Annotated in this window: 17 protein-coding genes; 7 read left to right on the top strand and 10 right to left on the bottom strand. The window is 56.6% G+C overall.

Annotated features, from left to right (window positions below; translation table 11 throughout):
• The first annotated feature begins 55 nt into the window (after positions 1 to 55).
• Complete coding sequence (locus ACJ8IM_RS00650; protein ID WP_033654394.1) at positions 56 to 502, top strand: YcgN family cysteine cluster protein; 447 nt, start codon at positions 56 to 58, stop codon at positions 500 to 502.
• Positions 503 to 1165: 663 nt separating this feature from the next.
• On the opposite strand, the gene dsbB is transcribed toward ACJ8IM_RS00650, so the two are convergent.
• Positions 1166 to 1696: a disulfide bond formation protein DsbB gene (dsbB, locus tag ACJ8IM_RS00645; RefSeq protein ID WP_004932277.1), complete on the bottom strand. Its 531-nt coding sequence runs from the start codon at positions 1694 to 1696 to the stop codon at positions 1166 to 1168.
• Between the two features lie 120 nt (positions 1697 to 1816).
• The gene (gene nhaB / locus ACJ8IM_RS00640; protein ID WP_033654392.1) at positions 1817 to 3382 is read right to left on the bottom strand and encodes a sodium/proton antiporter NhaB; all 1566 of its coding nucleotides are present in this window, start codon (positions 3380 to 3382) and stop codon (positions 1817 to 1819) included.
• Between the two features lie 243 nt (positions 3383 to 3625).
• On the opposite strand from nhaB, the gene fadR reads away from it, so the two are divergent.
• Positions 3626 to 4345: a fatty acid metabolism transcriptional regulator FadR gene (fadR, locus tag ACJ8IM_RS00635; protein ID WP_033634827.1), complete on the top strand. Its 720-nt coding sequence runs from the start codon at positions 3626 to 3628 to the stop codon at positions 4343 to 4345.
• 57 nt (positions 4346 to 4402) lie between these two features.
• Here fadR and ACJ8IM_RS00630 read toward each other — a convergent pair whose 3' ends face one another.
• Positions 4403 to 5938: a SpoVR family protein gene (locus tag ACJ8IM_RS00630; RefSeq protein WP_004932268.1), complete on the bottom strand. Its 1536-nt coding sequence runs from the start codon at positions 5936 to 5938 to the stop codon at positions 4403 to 4405.
• Positions 5939 to 6237: 299 nt separating this feature from the next.
• On the opposite strand from ACJ8IM_RS00630, the gene zinT reads away from it, so the two are divergent.
• Entirely contained in the window at positions 6238 to 6888 is a 651-nt protein-coding gene (zinT, locus tag ACJ8IM_RS00625) for a metal-binding protein ZinT (RefSeq protein ID WP_033647622.1), read from the top strand.
• Between the two features lie 46 nt (positions 6889 to 6934).
• On the opposite strand, the gene ACJ8IM_RS00620 is transcribed toward zinT, so the two are convergent.
• Complete coding sequence (locus ACJ8IM_RS00620) at positions 6935 to 7252, bottom strand: antibiotic biosynthesis monooxygenase family protein (protein WP_033654390.1); 318 nt, start codon at positions 7250 to 7252, stop codon at positions 6935 to 6937.
• Between the two features lie 541 nt (positions 7253 to 7793).
• Between ACJ8IM_RS00620 and ACJ8IM_RS00615 the strand changes: the two genes are divergently transcribed.
• Positions 7794 to 9098 (top strand): D-amino acid dehydrogenase, encoded by a 1305-nt coding sequence (locus ACJ8IM_RS00615; protein ID WP_033654388.1) that lies wholly within the window; start codon positions 7794 to 7796, stop codon positions 9096 to 9098.
• 76 nt (positions 9099 to 9174) lie between these two features.
• Positions 9175 to 10248: a catabolic alanine racemase DadX gene (gene dadX / locus ACJ8IM_RS00610; RefSeq protein WP_033654386.1), complete on the top strand. Its 1074-nt coding sequence runs from the start codon at positions 9175 to 9177 to the stop codon at positions 10246 to 10248.
• A gap of 8 nt (positions 10249 to 10256) precedes the next feature.
• On the opposite strand, the gene ACJ8IM_RS00605 is transcribed toward dadX, so the two are convergent.
• Together ACJ8IM_RS00605 and ACJ8IM_RS00600 are read right to left on the bottom strand one after the other, a co-directional pair.
• On the bottom strand, positions 10257 to 11450 hold the full coding sequence (locus ACJ8IM_RS00605; protein ID WP_033647617.1) for a multidrug effflux MFS transporter: 1194 nt from the start codon (positions 11448 to 11450) through the stop codon (positions 10257 to 10259).
• Between the two features lie 77 nt (positions 11451 to 11527).
• Positions 11528 to 12088 (bottom strand): 3'-5' exonuclease, encoded by a 561-nt coding sequence (locus ACJ8IM_RS00600; protein WP_033654385.1) that lies wholly within the window; start codon positions 12086 to 12088, stop codon positions 11528 to 11530.
• A gap of 141 nt (positions 12089 to 12229) precedes the next feature.
• Here ACJ8IM_RS00600 and ACJ8IM_RS00595 point away from each other — a divergent pair, with 141 nt between their 5' ends.
• Positions 12230 to 12382 (top strand): hypothetical protein, encoded by a 153-nt coding sequence (locus ACJ8IM_RS00595; RefSeq protein WP_223479875.1) that lies wholly within the window; start codon positions 12230 to 12232, stop codon positions 12380 to 12382.
• Positions 12383 to 12393: 11 nt separating this feature from the next.
• Here ACJ8IM_RS00595 and ACJ8IM_RS00590 read toward each other — a convergent pair whose 3' ends face one another.
• Positions 12394 to 12804 carry a hypothetical protein gene (locus tag ACJ8IM_RS00590; RefSeq protein WP_308317394.1) on the bottom strand — a complete coding sequence of 137 codons (411 nt, stop codon included), beginning with the start codon at positions 12802 to 12804 and terminating at the stop codon, positions 12394 to 12396.
• Positions 12805 to 13099: 295 nt separating this feature from the next.
• On the opposite strand from ACJ8IM_RS00590, the gene ACJ8IM_RS00585 reads away from it, so the two are divergent.
• The gene (locus tag ACJ8IM_RS00585; RefSeq protein WP_033647615.1) at positions 13100 to 13393 is read left to right on the top strand and encodes a hypothetical protein; all 294 of its coding nucleotides are present in this window, start codon (positions 13100 to 13102) and stop codon (positions 13391 to 13393) included.
• A gap of 268 nt (positions 13394 to 13661) precedes the next feature.
• Here the strand turns inward: ACJ8IM_RS00585 and ACJ8IM_RS00580 are convergent, their stop codons facing one another.
• The 3 genes from ACJ8IM_RS00580 to ACJ8IM_RS00570 all read right to left on the bottom strand — a co-directional run bounded on the left by ACJ8IM_RS00580 (position 13662) and on the right by ACJ8IM_RS00570 (position 15205).
• Positions 13662 to 13838, bottom strand: coding sequence for a GhoT/OrtT family toxin (locus ACJ8IM_RS00580; RefSeq protein ID WP_033634815.1), 177 nt, complete (start codon positions 13836 to 13838; stop codon positions 13662 to 13664).
• 804 nt (positions 13839 to 14642) lie between these two features.
• A complete protein-coding gene (locus ACJ8IM_RS00575) occupies positions 14643 to 14921 on the bottom strand; it encodes a hypothetical protein (protein ID WP_033654382.1) in 279 nt (92 codons plus the stop codon).
• Between the two features lie 53 nt (positions 14922 to 14974).
• Positions 14975 to 15205 carry a hypothetical protein gene (locus tag ACJ8IM_RS00570; protein WP_004932237.1) on the bottom strand — a complete coding sequence of 77 codons (231 nt, stop codon included), beginning with the start codon at positions 15203 to 15205 and terminating at the stop codon, positions 14975 to 14977.
• Positions 15206 to 15477: the final 272 nt, after the last annotated feature.

Raw genomic sequence — 15477 nt, 5'->3', positions numbered from 1 at the left:
CCCCCTCGAACCTGTGCGCAGGTGACTTATCCATTTACCGAAACCGGACGCTAACATGTCACAACTCGCTTTTTGGCAACAGAAAACGCTGGCGGAAATGTCAGAACAAGAGTGGGAATCGCTGTGCGACGGGTGCGGGCAATGCTGTTTGAATAAGCTGATCGACGAAGATACCGACGAGATTTATTTTACCAACGTAGCCTGCAACCAGCTCAACATCAAATCCTGCCAATGCCGCCACTACGAGCGGCGCTTCGAGCTGGAAGAAGACTGCATCAAACTGACGCGCGAGAACCTCACCACCTTCGATTGGTTGCCGCCGACCTGCGCCTATCGCCTGATCGGCGAAGGCAAGCCGCTGTTCCCCTGGCATCCGCTGCTGAGCGGCTCCAAGGCGGCGATGCACGGCGAGCGCATCACGGTGCGGCATATCGCGGTGCGCGAGAGCGAAGTGGTGGACTGGCAGGACCATATCCTCAACAAGCCGGACTGGGCCAGATAAAGGCGGGCGCCTGCAGGGCAAAATGGGGCTTCATGCAAGAGGGCGGCGTGTTCAGACATGCCGCCCTCTTGCATTATTTAATCATTGGCGTGCGAATGGCGTTGACGCTCGAGGCCGGACAGAGGCAAATTTCAACATTTGATTCAAGGATGATAGGGGCTTGCGTAATAAGAGGTAGGGGGAAAAAAGCCCCTGCAAAGATGAGGGGCAAGACACACAACAACACCAGGGAAATCGGTAGTACTCACTTTGCCGATACTATAAGGATTTTATGGGTAAACTTCACCAAAATATTGTGCTCTGAATGTGACAAAGGTGCAGTCGTTCATAAGTAACGGTAATTTATTGATGCCTGTAGGTAGGGAGGGCCGCGCTGGCGCAGCCTGTTTTTACCCGCCGGCGTCGCAGAAGTTTAATGTTATGTAAATTACGCGCTTAACCGCGCCAGGATGCTTCTTTTCAAACGATAAGTTGGGTAATTTGGCCGCTCTCCCGCAAGTTCGAGAGTATAACAATGAAAATGGTCCGTCTGTTTGCCGTGGCTGGAGCGCTGATCGTGCTCGTTTACTTCCTTACACATACCTGAGAGGGTTTTATCTCGGAATGTGACAGCAATACCTAAAAAAACGGCGCCTTTCGGCGCCGTTGTTGTTTGTCAGCCGATCAGCGGCCGAACAGATCGCGGCGACGTGGGCGAACAAATTGTGCGATCAGCACAATCAGCGCCACCAGCAGATAGGCGCCGAAGATGCCGACCAGCCACTGCGGCATTTCCAGCGTCAGGAATTGCCATTGGCGCACGGAGCAGTCGCCGGAAGCGTGGAACACCGCCGGCAGCCATTTGTCTAGCGGCAGCCACGAAGGGAAGCTCACGAAGAAGTCGCAGGTATTGAACGGCGAAGGGTGCAACTGGATCATGGTGTGCTTCCACGCCAGCTGGACGCCTTCCCAAGCGCTGTAGATCCACAGCAAGATCGCCGCGTAGCGCAGCGGGGTTTTCGGCGCGATGGCGCCCACCAGCGAGGCGCCGAGAATGCCGAACAGCGCACAACGCTCGTAAATGCACATCACGCACGGCTGCAGCAGCATAACGTGCTGAAAATAGAGCGCGACCAGTTCCAACACCAACGCTGTCAGGGCCATTAGCAGCCAGGCGCCGCGTCCTTGTGAACAGCGGTTAAAGAATTGCAACATATCTAGATTCTTCCATGCAGTAAGCAATTGAACCGGCAGTGTAAACCAATTCCTCCTCGCTGCCAGCCTCCTGGGCTGGATTCAGCGTAAAAATAGTCGGTTCACCCTGCCGGCACCGTCTCAGTGGCCGACGGAGTCGACGGGCGGCAGCGTCAGCCAATGCCACTGGGTCAACAGCTCGGTCGCCGGCTCCAGGGTGAACTGGACGCACAGCAGGCCAACTATCGTCAGCACCACCGTATAAGGCAGGGCCATCCACACCATGCGGCCATACGACAGACGTACCAGCGGCGCCAGTGCCGACGTCAGCAGGAACAGAAACGCCGCCTGCCCGTTAGGGGTGGCAACCGATGGTAGGTTGGTGCCGGTATTGATGGCGACCGCCAGCAGCTCGAACTGCTTCAGCCCGATAGCGCCGGTTTCCAGCGCGGTGCGCGCCTCGTTGATGTAAACCGTGCCGACGAACACGTTGTCGGAAACCGACGACAGCAGGCCGTTGAACAGGTAGAACAGCGAAAGCTGAGAGGCGGGCTCGGCGCGCAGCACGAACTGGATCACCGGGCTGAACAGGTGCTGTTCGATGATCACCGCGACCACGGTGAAAAACACCGTCAGCAGAGCGGTGAACGGCAGCGCTTCCTGGAACGCTTTGCCGATGGCGTGCTCATCGTTCACGCCGCACAGGGAGGTGGCGAGCACGATCACCGACAGGCCGATCAGCCCCACTTCCGCCAGGTGGAAGGCCAGCGCCAGCACCAGCCAAACGCCGATCAGCGCCTGCATCACCAGTTTGAGCCGTTCTTGCTTGCTGCGGCCCGCGGTGGCCTTGCGGTCATACTCTTTCAGCACGTCGCGCACCGCCTCCGGCAACTGCGCGCCATAGCCAAACAGGCGAAAACGTTCTACCAGCCAACAAACCAGCAGGCCGCACACCAACACAGGCAGCGTGACCGGCGCCATACGCAGGAAGAAATCGATAAAGCCCCAGCCCGCGTTTTTGGCGATGATCAGATTCTGCGGCTCGCCCACCATGGTCATGACCCCGCCGAGCGCGGTGCCGACGCCGGCGTGCATCAGCAGGCTGCGCAGAAAGGCGCGGAATTGCTCCAGCGTCTGTTTACGCTCTTCACCGGCGAAATCGCTGTCATCGCCGATGTCGCCATCGGGGCGATTCGAGGTCACGTTGTGATAGATGGAATAAAAGCCGGTGGCCACGCTGATCACTACCGCCACGACCGTCAGCGCGTCGAGGAAGGCGGAAAGTAAGGCGGCGGCCAGGCAGAACGCCAGCGACAGCAGCGTTTTCGAACGGATGTTGAGCAGCAGCTTGGTGAACACGAACAGCAGCAGCTGCTTCATAAAGTAGATGCCGGCCACCATAAAGATCAGCAGCAGCAGCACTTCCAGGTTATGTTCGATTTCCTGCGAAACCTGCGCCGGGCTGGTCATGCCGATGGCCACCGCCTCCAGCGCCAGTAGGCCGCCCGGCAGCAGCGGATAGCATTTCAGCGCCATCGCCAGGGTAAAGATGAACTCGACCACCAGCAGCCAGCCCGCGATAAACGGGCTGGCGAAAAAGAACACCAGGGGATTGATCGCCAGAAAAATGAGAATGGTCAGTTTGTACCAGTCGGGAGATTGCCCCAGAAAATTTTTGAGCAGAGCGCTGCGCAAGGTTGTTTCCATTGTCCTTTATGCATCCTTAAATCAGTCGTAGCACGTACCCTAACAATGCGGCGGGGGCGGGCGCAACCGGAGCTTGTTTTACGGCGGCAAATTTCCGCCGGCCGGTATTTTTGCTCGTTTTTTGCCACGTTATGCACACTTTCGTTTATTGTTTTTCGCTCACGCTATGTCATGTCAGCGCGATCTGGTATGATGAGCTGATTACTTTTACTGATTTTATCGTCGCAACGGAACGTCAAACACATGGTCATAAAGGCGCAGAGTCCTGCCGGTTTCGCGGAAGAGTACATTATTGAGAGTATTTGGAATAATCGCTTCCCCCCTGGCTCTATTTTGCCCGCGGAGCGTGAGCTTTCGGAGTTGATTGGCGTCACGCGCACCACGTTACGTGAAGTGTTGCAACGTCTGGCCCGCGATGGCTGGTTGACCATTCAGCATGGCAAACCGACCAAAGTGAACAATTTCTGGGAAACGTCCGGCCTCAATATCCTTGAGACCGTAGCCCGTCTCGATCACAAAAGCGTCCCGCAACTGATCGATAACCTGCTGTCCGTGCGCACCAATATCGCGTCGATCTTTATTCGCGCCGCGGTGCGCAATCATCCTGAGCAGGCGCAGGAAGTGCTGGCGAAAGCCGCCGAGGTGGAAGATCAGGCGGACGCTTTCAATCTGCTCGATTACGAGATCTTCCGCGGCTTGGCGTTCGCTTCCGGCAACCCGATCTACGGCCTGATTTTCAACGGCCTGAAAGGGCTGTATACCCGCGTGGGCCGTTACTACTTCTCCAACCCGGAAGCGCGCAAGCTGGCGTTGGCCTTCTACAGCAAGCTGTCCACGCTGTGCCATGAGAAGCTGTACGACCAGGTGATGGATACCGTGCGCAACTACGGTAAAGACAGCGGGGCGATTTGGCAGAGCATGCAGGGCACCATGCCGAGCGATCTGACCGAAGCGCGTCGCTAATCGCGTGTCGATGAAATAACGAAGGGCGCCATGCGGCGCCCTTTGTCGTTGTGGCGGTTACAGCGGCGTCGGCCGCGGCGGGCAGCGATCGAGCAACTCCACGCTGCCGTCTTCGTTTTGCTGTTCGAGGATCACGTCGAAGCCCCACAGGCGATGCAGGTGCTTCAACACGTCGCGGCGGCTCTTATCCAGCGGCGCGCGTTCCTGTGGGATGTAGCGCAGCGTCAGCGAGCGGTCGCCGCGCAGATCCACGTTCCAGATCTGAATGTTCGGCTCGTGATTGCTCAGGTTGTATTGTGCCGACAGCTCCTGGCGGATCGCCCGGTAACCGGCCTCGTTGTGGATCGCGGCAATTTCCAGATAGTTGTTGCGATCGTCGTCCAGCACGGTGAACAACCGGAAATCGCGCATCACTTTGGGCGACAGAAACTGGCTGATAAAGCTCTCGTCCTTGAAGTCGCGCATGGCGAAGTGCAAGGTGTCCAGCCAGTCTTTGCCGGCGATGTCCGGGAACCAGTAGCGGTCTTCTTCGGTTGGCGACTGGCAGATTCGCTTGATGTCCTGGAACATGGCGAAGCCCAGCGCATAAGGGTTGATGCCGTTATAGTACGGGCTGTTGTACGGCGGCTGATACACCACGTTGGTGTGGCTGTGCAAAAACTCCAGCATAAACCGCTCGGTCACACGGCCCTCGTCGTACAAATGGTTGAGGATGGTGTAGTGCCAGAAAGTGGCCCAGCCCTCGTTCATCACCTGAGTCTGTTTTTGCGGATAAAAATACTGGCTGACTTTGCGCACGATGCGCAGCACCTCACGCTGCCAGGGTTCCAGCAGCGGCGCATTTTTCTCGATAAAATAGAGGATGTTTTCCTGCGGCTCGCTCGGATAGCGGCGCGCCTGCTCCGGCGACTCTTCACGTTCGACGCGTGGCAGGGTCTTCCACAGCGTGTTCACCTGGCTTTGCAGATACTCTTCGCGGCTTTTCTGGCGCGCTTTCTCTTCCACCAGTGAGATTTTCTGCGGGCGTTTGTACCTGTCGACCCCGTAGTTCATCAGGGCGTGGCAGGAGTCCAGCAGCCGCTCCACTTCATCGACGCCGTAGCGTTCTTCGCACTGGCTGATGTAGTGGCGGGCGAACAGCAGATAATCGACGATGGAGCTGGCGTCGGTCCAACTGCGGAACAGATAGTTATTCTTGAAGAACGAGTTGTGGCCATAGCAGGCGTGCGCCATCACCAGCGCCTGCATGGTGATGGTGTTCTCCTCCATCAGGTAGGCGATGCAGGGATTGGAGTTGATGACGATTTCATACGCCAGCCCTTGCTGGCCCTGTTTGTAGCGCTGTTCGGTTTCGATGAATTTCTTGCCGAAGGACCAATGGGTATAGTTGATCGGCATGCCGACGCTTGAATAGGCGTCCATCATCTGCTCGGAGGTGATCACCTCGATCTGATGGGGGTAGGTGTCGAGCCGGTAATGCTTGGCGACGCGGTCAATCTGCTCCAAATACACCTGCAGCAGTTCGAACGTCCAGTCCGGTCCATCGCTCAGACGTTTGTCATCCTTGACCTTTTCATGTGTTGAAGTAGTCATCAGCGCACCCTCATTATTCACGGGTCTTGCTCAAACGGCAGACCCTGTATCAAGCATAGTTCAAGTCATAATTAACCATTGCAAATCAGTGAAATAAAAATGCCGGTACGCACGGGAGCGAGCGGCGGTCAATTTGACGCCCGTCCCGGCAGAAAGCGCCTCAGCACCTGGCTCCCTCTCCGAGTATAGCCCTGTGACAAGGGCGCGCAACACACTGCCTGCTGCGCGACAGGGATTGAAAAATGTTATGTTATATTGTAACTTTTAGTTTTTTCTCAATAACGGACAAGGAGCGCATTTTGGCGAGGCATTTTGGCAAACTGGCGGTGGCGCTGGCCGCACTGTTTATCAGCGGGCAGGCGTTTGCCCACGGGCATCATTCACATGGCAAGCCGCTGACGGAGGTGGAAAAAAAAGCGGAGGCGGGCGTGTTCGACGATAAGGACGTCAAAGATCGCAACTTGGCGGATTGGGAGGGCGTCTGGCAATCCGTGTATCCTTATCTACTCAATGGGGATCTTGACCCGGTGTTCAAGAAGAAAGCGGCAAAGGATAAGAGCAAGACCTTCGCGGAAGTAAAAGCGTATTACCGCAAAGGGTATGCTACCGATGTGGATACCATCGGCATTGAAAACGGCGTCATGGAGTTTCATCGCGGCGACCAATCCAGCGCCTGTCAGTATAAGTACGCCGGGCACAAGATCTTGACCTATGTTTCCGGTAAAAAGGGCGTGCGTTATCTGTTCGAATGCCAGGATGCCGGCAGCCTGGCGCCGAAATTCGTGCAGTTCAGCGATCATATTATCGGCCCGCGCAAATCGGCACATTTCCATATCTTTATGGGCAACACGTCGCAGGAAGCGTTGCTGAAAGAAATGGACAACTGGCCGACTTACTACCCATTCCAACTGCAGACCAAAGAAGTCGTGGACGAGATGCTGCATCATTGATGCCGCTCGCTCCCGTCACCACAAGCCCGCTTATGTGGGCTTGTGCTCAGTCAAACGGTCTGATTTGCAGGTAATCGTCCGTCACTGCCATTTCAAATAATGTTTCATCCGCCAACAGGGTCGCCCGCATTCGCTCCCGGGCTTGCCGGTAGCGTTCATCCAACTGAATATCACCGGAGTTTTCCCATGCGGCTCGGCTTGGCCATTGCGCATAGCCGATAAACTTCCCGCTCATATCTCGATGCAGGCGCGAGCCGAGGCTGCCGCGCTGCAGATAGATCCCTTGGGTCAACTCAAGCCAGGCAAGGCGAAAGGCGTGTTCGTGCCCGGTTTTGACTGAGAACCGGTAGATGGCGATGAACATAAGGGGTTCTCCAGAAAAGCGACAATGTGAACTTTAGGATCTGCTTCTGGCTTCAACGTTCATATCGTGCTGCCGCGTTCAACCTAAACGGGCGGGGCTAAGGGCTCGGCTGTTTTAATCCAGTAGTGAAAACAAGGTTAATTTTTTGCCGAAATTTTACGCGTTTTTTCTGCTGCGGGGAGAGGGGATTCATTTTGTCTGTTATGTTGGTATTTTTTATTTTATTGGTTTTTTATTCTGTTTATATGTTGGCTGATGTTTTTATATTCTGTTAAATCAATGTTGCTTATTACGCCTTTTTTGACTGCTGTCATTGATAGCGTTGCTATCGATTCAGCGGCGGTCTGACGCTATAATCCCTTCTAAACCGCATCTTATCGCTATTTACGAGCGGCTATTGCAAATGCTCGGCTCATCGACGATAAATTAATTGTGAATATTGTCACGTTTGATGACGAAGTTGTTGGACGGATTTTTTCACTGAGTTAATTTCCTGTGAGCAGAAGATTATGCTTTGTGAAGCCTTGGGCTGGAGTCAGCGATGCGAGTGGTAATTTTAGGTAGTGGAGTGGTGGGCGTAGCCAGTGCCTGGTATTTGGCGAAGGCAGGGCATGAGGTGACGGTGATCGATCGTCAGCCTGGCCCGGCACTGGAAACCAGCGCGGCGAACGCCGGGCAGATTTCACCGGGTTATGCCGCACCCTGGGCGGCACCGGGCGTGCCGTTGAAGGCCATCAAGTGGATGTTCCAGCGCCATGCGCCGTTGGCGATCCGCCTCGACGGCAGCAGCTTCCAGTTGAACTGGATGTGGCAGATGCTGAAAAACTGCAACACCGAACACTACATGACCAACAAAGGCCGCATGGTGCGCCTGGCGGAATACAGCCGCGACTGTATCAAGGCGCTGCGTCAGGAGACCGGCATCCAGTACGAAGGTCGCCAGGGCGGCACGCTGCAGCTGTTCCGCACCCAACAACAGTTCGAAAACGCAGCGAAAGACATTGCGGTATTGGAAGATGCCGGTGTGCCTTACAGATTGCTGGAAGCCGGCCAACTCGGCAGCGTCGAGCCAGCGCTGGCGCAGGTGGCGCACAAGCTGACCGGCGGCCTGCAGCTGCCGAACGACGAAACCGGCGATTGCCAGCTGTTTACGCAGCAGCTGGCGAAAATGGTGCAGCAGGCGGGCGTAACCTTCCTGTTCAACCGCAGCGTTGACCGCCTGCTGGTTGAGGGCGACAAGATCGCCGGCGTGCAGTGCGGCGAGGACGTGTTTAAAGCCGACAGCTACGTGGTGGCGTTCGGTTCGTATTCCACGGCGCTGCTGCGCGGCCTGGTTTCTATCCCGGTTTATCCGCTGAAGGGCTATTCGCTGACCATTCCGATCACCGATGAAGCGGCGGCGCCGTTCTCCACGGTGTTGGACGAGACGTACAAAATCGCCATCACCCGTTTCGATCAGCGCATCCGCGTCGGCGGCATGGCGGAGATCGTCGGTTTCAATACGCAGCTGGAGCAAAAACGGCGCGAAACGCTGGAGATGGTGGTGCGCGATCTCTACCCGAACGGCGGCAGAGTGGAAGACGCGACGTTCTGGACCGGCCTGCGGCCGATGACGCCGGACGGTACGCCCATTGTCGGCCGCACTTCGCTGAAGAATCTGTATCTCAATACCGGGCATGGCACGTTGGGCTGGACGATGGCCTGCGGTTCCGGGCAGTTGTTGTCCGATCTGATGTCCGGCATTACGCCGGCGATCCCTTCCGATGATCTGGCGGTGGCGCGTTACAGCGCCGGTTTTCGCCAGCAACACGCGGTTCCGCTGAACGACGTGCATCCCGCGCGTTAATCGTCGACGCTGTCATAGACTTTCCCGGCCACGCGCAGGCGCGCGTGGCCGCTGTACGCTGCCCCAAGGAGAAGCGATGCCCCGTCCGATAACCGCCACGATGCATCTTGGCGCAATTGAAAATAACCTGCAGGTGGTGCGCCGTTTCGCCCCCGGCGCCAAAGTCTGGGCGGTGGTCAAGGCCAACGCCTATGGCCACGGCATCAAACACGTTTGGCGCAGCATGGCGCAAACCGACGGCTTCGCCATGCTGGATCTGGCCGAAGCGGTGCTGCTGCGTGAGTCGGGTTGGCAAGGGCCGATTCTTCTGCTGGAAGGTTTCTTCCAGCCGCAGGATTTGGCGTTGCTCGATCGTTATCGCCTGACGACGGCGGTGCACAGCGACTGGCAGCTGGCGGCGATCGCCGATGCCACGCTGAGCGCACCGCTCAATGTCTATCTGAAAGTGAACAGCGGCATGAATCGGCTGGGGTTCGCACCCGAGCGGCTGCACGAGGTGTGGCGCAGGGCGCAGGTGGTTGCCAACATCGGCGAGCTTACGCTGATGAGCCATTTCGCCACCGCCGACGGCCCGGAAGGCGTGACCCAGCAGATGGCTACCATCGAGGCGGCCGCTGCCGATATCCCGCTGCCGCGCTGCCTGGCCAACTCGGCCGCCACGCTGTGGCATTCTTCTGCCCACGGCAGTTGGGTACGCCCTGGGATCATTCTGTATGGCGCTTCGCCGAGCGGGTGCTGGAATGACGTTGCGGCGACGGGGTTGCAGCCGGCGATGACGCTGAGCAGCGAGATCATCGGCATTCAGCAGCTGAAGTCTGGCGATCGCGTGGGTTACGGCGGCCGTTACAGCGCCGCCGGCGCGCAACGTATTGGCGTGGTGGCCTGCGGTTACGCCGACGGCTATCCGCGTCATGCGCCGACCGGCACGCCGGTATGGGTTGACGGCGTGCTGACGCGCACCCTGGGAACGGTATCGATGGATATGCTGGCGGTGGATCTGACGCCCTGTCCGCAAGTCGAGCTGGGCGCCGAAGTGGAGCTGTGGGGGAAACGCCTGCCGGTGGACGAGGTGGCCACGGCGGCAGGAACGTTGGGCTATGAGCTGCTGTCGGCGTTAGCGGCGCGGGTGCCGGTCGCCATTGAAGCCTGAGCCGCGGCTCAGGCGACTTTTCTGATCTGCCCTTTAATCTGCTTGCTGAGCCGCCGCGCGTGCAGCGCCAGCAGGCAGCCCGCCAGCATCACCAGCGCCAGCGACAGCTTCGGTTGCAGCGGCAACGCCATCGCCACCAGACCCAGCGCGGCACCGCCCGCCATCTGCACGAAACCGACCAGCGCGGACGCGACGCCGGCCTCATTGGAATACGGCTCCAGCGCGTAGCTGGTGGCCGGGCCCATCACGAACGCCAACCCGGCGCAGGCGCTGGCGACCGGCAACATATACGCCAGCCAGTGCGCTTGCGCCGTCGCGGGCAGTAGCATGACGCCCAGCAGCAGGCCCAGACAGCCCAGCCCCATCAACATGCCGCCGGTCGCCAGACAAACCGGGCGGCCGACCTTGTGGATGATGCGGTTGGCGAAGAAGCTGACCAGCATGATCCAGAAACCGTTGGCGCCGAACACCAGCGAGAATTGCAGCGGGGTCAGGCCGGCGGTGCCCATCAGCACGTTCGGCGCCAGAGAAACGTAGGTCAGCGCCATGCCCATCGCCCCGGAGTTCACCACCGCAAAGGAGAGGAAACGGCGATCGCTGAGGATGCGCGCGTATTGGCGCACCGGCAGCCCTTTGACCGGCACGGTGTCGGCAGGGCGAGTTTCCGGCAGGCGCAGCGCGATCAGCACCAACACCAGCAGCGCGTAGCCGACCAGGAACCAGAAGGGGGCGCGCCAGCCGAAGGCTTCGGCGAGCAGGCCGCCGAGCAGCGGCGCCAGCGCCGGGATGATGTTCAGCGTGCCGTTGAGAAAGCCGAAAGCGCGGGCGGCATCGTCGCCATTCAGGCGATCGCGCACGCCGCTGAAGGCGACGACGGCGGTGCAGCAAACCGCCACCCCTTGCAGCAGACGCGAAGCGATGAAAATCGTCGGGCTGGTGGCCAGCGCCGCCATCGCGGCGCCGATCATGTAGAGGATAATGCCGGCCAGCGCCACCGGCTTGCGGCCATAGTTATCCACCAGCGGCCCGGCGATGACCTGGCCGAGGCCAAGCACCAGAATAAACAGTGAAATGGTGGATTGGATCAGCGCTTCGCTGCTGCCCAGGCCGACGGCAATGGCGGGAATGGTCGGCAGGTAAAGATCGATGCCTAATGGGCCGAGCAGCACCAGGCTGAGAAGCATAAACAGAAACTTTTGCATAACAGGAAAGGCACGTCCAAGTGACAAAGAGGGCTAGAGTAGAGACTCTGGCGGCAAATGAAAAGGGGCAAAGCGGGTCAGCGCTGCGCCCCTTGGCGGTAATAGAGCGCCGAGACGGTATCGGCCACATAACGGGCCTGGTGGCGAGCATCATCCAGCGCGCGATGCGGCATACCTTCGAACGGGCGGGCTTTTTTCGGGTTAAAGCCGTGCAGTTCCGCCAGCGTGATCACCGTGCGCACGTCCTGGGTATCCCAGAATTTCCACGGGCAGGGCATTTCCAATTGCTGGAAGGCGTGTTCGAGGATCGCGCAGTCGAACTCTTTGCCATTGCCCCAGACTTTCACCGTGTCGGTGCTGTTCATATGGATAAAGCGGCTGAGGCTGCTCAGCACGCGTTTCAGGCTCTCGGTGCCGCTGAAGGCCTGTTTGCGGGCCTCATCGGACTGTTTCGCCCACCAGGCGACCGTGTCCAGGCTGATGGTACGGCCCGGCTGGTCTTTCTGGCTGCTGATGGCGGCTTCGAATTCGGCGCCCAGCTCCCCGGTTCGGGGATCGAAAAACACCGCCGCCACCACCAGAATGACGGCGCTGGGTTTTATATCCAGGGTTTCAATGTCTAACATCAGATGGTGCATCGGCGTATCCGGCGGTTGCGTGGTGGCTTAATGTTACTACAGAACGTGCGCCGATGAGGGCTGTGTGCGCATGAAATCCTTTTAAAGCGCCGCGTTCAGGTTATGATATTCGGGATACTCTTGTCAGGTTGGTCGCTATCGGTGAGAACGCTTATCTTTATTCTGTGCATGGTCGGCTACTTGCTGCTGCTGGGCTACCTTGGCATGTTCGTCACGGACAAGATCTGTGAGAAGGCGGGTAACTACACTAAAATCTGCCGTATCGTAGACATTTCCGAACCGCACATCCCCTAATAGCCCCCTGTTTATCCCAGATAGTCGGTGGTAATCAGCGGCGTCAGGATAGCCGCCAGCGCTGTGAGCGCTCCCCATTGCCGCCAGCCCAGCCGCGCCAGCCAGTCATGTCGCTGCGGTGGCGTGGCCAGTTGCCCGACGGCCACGGCGCCGGTAAGCAGCAGCGTCAGAATCAGCAGCACCAGGCCACGGCTCACCAGCGTGAACTCAACATGCAGCACATTGGCGTAATACAGGCGCATCAGAATAAAATAGCTGAGCAAGACCCAGGCGAAAACGACGTTCTTCTTGAGCACCTGCTGCAGCATCAGCGCGAGGAACAGGCTGTGAAACAGCGACAGCAGCGGGGCCTCGATCGGATGCCGAACGCAGACGTTGTAGACCGCCATGTAAATGTTGAAAACCAGCAGGCTATAGATCACGTAAATATACCAGCCGTAGATGACCTTGAGCTTTTTCGGGTTCGGCGGCAGAGAGTGCGTCCGGTTTCATTAATGCCTCCTGATGATGCCATGCGAACGCTGCGGTTGAAGGCGGCGCGGCGACATCGTAATTTAAAATCCACAGGGTATATATCACCCGAGCGCTAAATGACAATTAAACGCCGGATCGGCTTTATTTCCGCGTTTGCCTGGAACTCTTTTGCGCTTGCGGGGTCGATTGGCGTGTGAACGCCTGGCGGTGTTCGCACCACAATGGAAGACGTAATACATTGATATGAAAGATTATAAAAACACCTCGGGCACAAAAATCCTGCTGCTGTTCAGCCTGGCGTTTTATACGTTGTTGCCGCCGTTGTTGACGGCGGCCGTGTTTGACCGTTTCAATCTTAACCCGTTTGCGATCGTTAAATTTTTCCACTTTAACCCGTTTTCAGCCGATCGGGGCATACCCGGTTATCAGACGTTCTTCTACTTGCTGATGTTATGGTTGGGGTTGAATATTTTTCTCTGGCTGCTGGTGTGGGGCGCAGGGCGGCTGTATCAACGCTGGCGTGCGCCGCGCGGCTGATATTTTTCCAGGGGGGGAAGAGTTACGCAGGGAAATGACTTTACATTCAATAATGAGACGTATTATCATTTGAATCGCCGGTGAGGGGAAAAGGGTTGTCTCCTTCTGTGCCCCCCGATCCGGCACGACATTGCTCACATTGCTTCCAATTTTCATGCCAGCCTTGTGCTGGCGTTTTTTTATCCCGCGCCAAAAATCCACTGCGCCGGTGGTCGGCCTCTTTTCATTAGCATGCCTGTTTAAAAACCCACGCGAGGTATTGGGGGCGTCAGAACAGCGAAAACAGCAACACCACCGGCAGGCTTAACGGCCAGGTTAACCCGATGGTCAGCGCGCTGATACAGCGAATTTTGACGGTGTCCCGGCTAACCAGGTAGGTGAAAATCATAGAAACTAACAGGCCGATAAAATAACAGTATTGCGTTGCAACCCACAGCGACGACATGAAACCCGATCCCAGTTGTATTTTTACGCGCGAATTCTAGGAGCTTGGCGGGTGATAATCAATGACCAAAGACCGTTTATTCAAACCTTTATCCATAAGAATGCATAATTTATTTCTATAAAGAACGTAGGGTTATTAACGGTCTTACGTTTATTACCAAAAGAAATCAACAGCATAGTTACCGGTAACATTCCGCATCTGGCAAACCCTCTTTCTGGAGGTGACTCCCCTAAGCAGTAAAAGAGCCGGTGAAGGGGGGAACGCGATGGGGGTTATGACTCATAAAAATTAATGATGTATTGGCGGACGGACGGCTAAGGTGAGGTGGCGTGGGTTTGGCGGTACGTGAACCCTTCATGTGCCGGTTTTAGCGCATCTGTCACGATGCGCCGCCAGCCGGCCAGGGAGGGGAATTGTGGACGTTGCGGGTTTAATGAATGTTAAGACCGTAGACGAACAGCCACGAAAACAGCAGCGCCAGCAGGCATGCCATAAAAACGATGGAGATCATTTCCTTCACAACTTCATTCCTTTTCCCGTTGGGCTAAATTTACTTCTCTTTGTTTTTGCGCGAAATTTTAGATCGACATGGGTAAAAATCCTAGTTTTAATCGTTTTTTTCTCCCCCCTTGCGGCGTAAGCCGCTTCGATAAGGCCGTGGCGACGCCGGAAAACCGGGAACGCTAACTCGTCGTCGCCATTGCTGAACGCCTGAGGCTGACTATAGAAAATGGGGACTGCGTGGCGTCGAAGGCAGCCGGGCACGTTCCTTAAGGGGGCTGTTCATCTACCTGCGGTGCTTTACTATGAGATGAAGGAGTCGGCAATGAGCACGCAACCCATTATCGTGCTGGTACGCTGATTCTGGGACGGCGTCGCGCAGGGGATATTCGGCGATTCATACGGTGGAAATGCGTTGACCTCGCTGGTTTCCATGCCGATGAGGTGGCGGGTTTGATTGATGAGGCGGCCGGCGCGAAATACAGCAAGGGCAGAAAGGGTTTTCGGACTAAAAGATGACATTCTGCGGCAGGCTATCCCTTCGCTGATATCGCTATCGATATTAATAATCAACAGCATCATCGACACGCGGCGGCGGCAATAATGGCGTAGATGCCTGCCTTACGTATATCGCCTTAGCGTCCGTTAACGCCGATCATTTCTATGGCTGCACGATGCAACCGCTGAAAATAATCATCGGGCTGTTTTTCTATCTCCTGGATAAGGCTGGCGAGCAGGTTCTGTTTGGTTATCGGCTTGTTGGCGGTCAGCACCAGCAGCACGTTTTTGCCAAGCAGGCAGCATATTTGCTTATGGTATTCATCAACATCGTGCTTGTTGAGGCCATAGAGGGTGTAATCGATCATGATGTCTAACCTGCTGACAGGTAAATGCCCGCCGCAGCGGGCTGAGAAGCCATAGAAAAATAAAATGAGGCAAATTTCGCTTAGGAAGAGACTTAAGCGACGGGGTAACGATAACTGAATGGGAATATTCCTATCAAGCCGTGTGGGCACAGAGGCGAATGTTTAGGAATAACCTCAGAAGAACAAATAATAGAGACGGCCGTTCTGGGGAATCTGACTTATTATTGATATTGCCATTGCCTAAAAATCAAACATAGGTGATGTAAATATAT

Source organism: Serratia sp. CY33525 (genome assembly GCF_052169115.1).
Taxonomy (GTDB): domain Bacteria; phylum Pseudomonadota; class Gammaproteobacteria; order Enterobacterales; family Enterobacteriaceae; genus Serratia; species Serratia sarumanii.
This window is presented reverse-complemented; position numbering and strand designations above follow the sequence as displayed.

Bases quoted from the DNA above. Each gene is read 5' to 3' on its own strand.
- ACJ8IM_RS00650 (WP_033654394.1), top strand. From the start codon at position 56: ATGTCACAACTCGCTTTTTGGCAACAGAAAACGCTGGCGGAAATGTCA.
- dsbB (WP_004932277.1), bottom strand. From the start codon at position 1,696: ATGTTGCAATTCTTTAACCGCTGTTCACAAGGACGCGGCGCCTGGCTG.
- nhaB (WP_033654392.1), bottom strand. From the start codon at position 3,382: ATGGAAACAACCTTGCGCAGCGCTCTGCTCAAAAATTTTCTGGGGCAA.
- fadR (WP_033634827.1), top strand. From the start codon at position 3,626: ATGGTCATAAAGGCGCAGAGTCCTGCCGGTTTCGCGGAAGAGTACATT.
- ACJ8IM_RS00630 (WP_004932268.1), bottom strand. From the start codon at position 5,938: ATGACTACTTCAACACATGAAAAGGTCAAGGATGACAAACGTCTGAGC.
- ACJ8IM_RS00620 (WP_033654390.1), bottom strand. From the start codon at position 7,252: ATGTTCATCGCCATCTACCGGTTCTCAGTCAAAACCGGGCACGAACAC.
- ACJ8IM_RS00615 (WP_033654388.1), top strand. From the start codon at position 7,794: ATGCGAGTGGTAATTTTAGGTAGTGGAGTGGTGGGCGTAGCCAGTGCC.
- dadX (WP_033654386.1), top strand. From the start codon at position 9,175: ATGCCCCGTCCGATAACCGCCACGATGCATCTTGGCGCAATTGAAAAT.
- ACJ8IM_RS00605 (WP_033647617.1), bottom strand. From the start codon at position 11,450: ATGCAAAAGTTTCTGTTTATGCTTCTCAGCCTGGTGCTGCTCGGCCCA.
- ACJ8IM_RS00600 (WP_033654385.1), bottom strand. From the start codon at position 12,088: ATGCACCATCTGATGTTAGACATTGAAACCCTGGATATAAAACCCAGC.
- ACJ8IM_RS00585 (WP_033647615.1), top strand. From the start codon at position 13,100: ATGAAAGATTATAAAAACACCTCGGGCACAAAAATCCTGCTGCTGTTC.
- ACJ8IM_RS00580 (WP_033634815.1), bottom strand. From the start codon at position 13,838: ATGTCGTCGCTGTGGGTTGCAACGCAATACTGTTATTTTATCGGCCTG.
- ACJ8IM_RS00575 (WP_033654382.1), bottom strand. From the start codon at position 14,921: ATGATGCTGTTGATTATTAATATCGATAGCGATATCAGCGAAGGGATA.
- ACJ8IM_RS00570 (WP_004932237.1), bottom strand. From the start codon at position 15,205: ATGATCGATTACACCCTCTATGGCCTCAACAAGCACGATGTTGATGAA.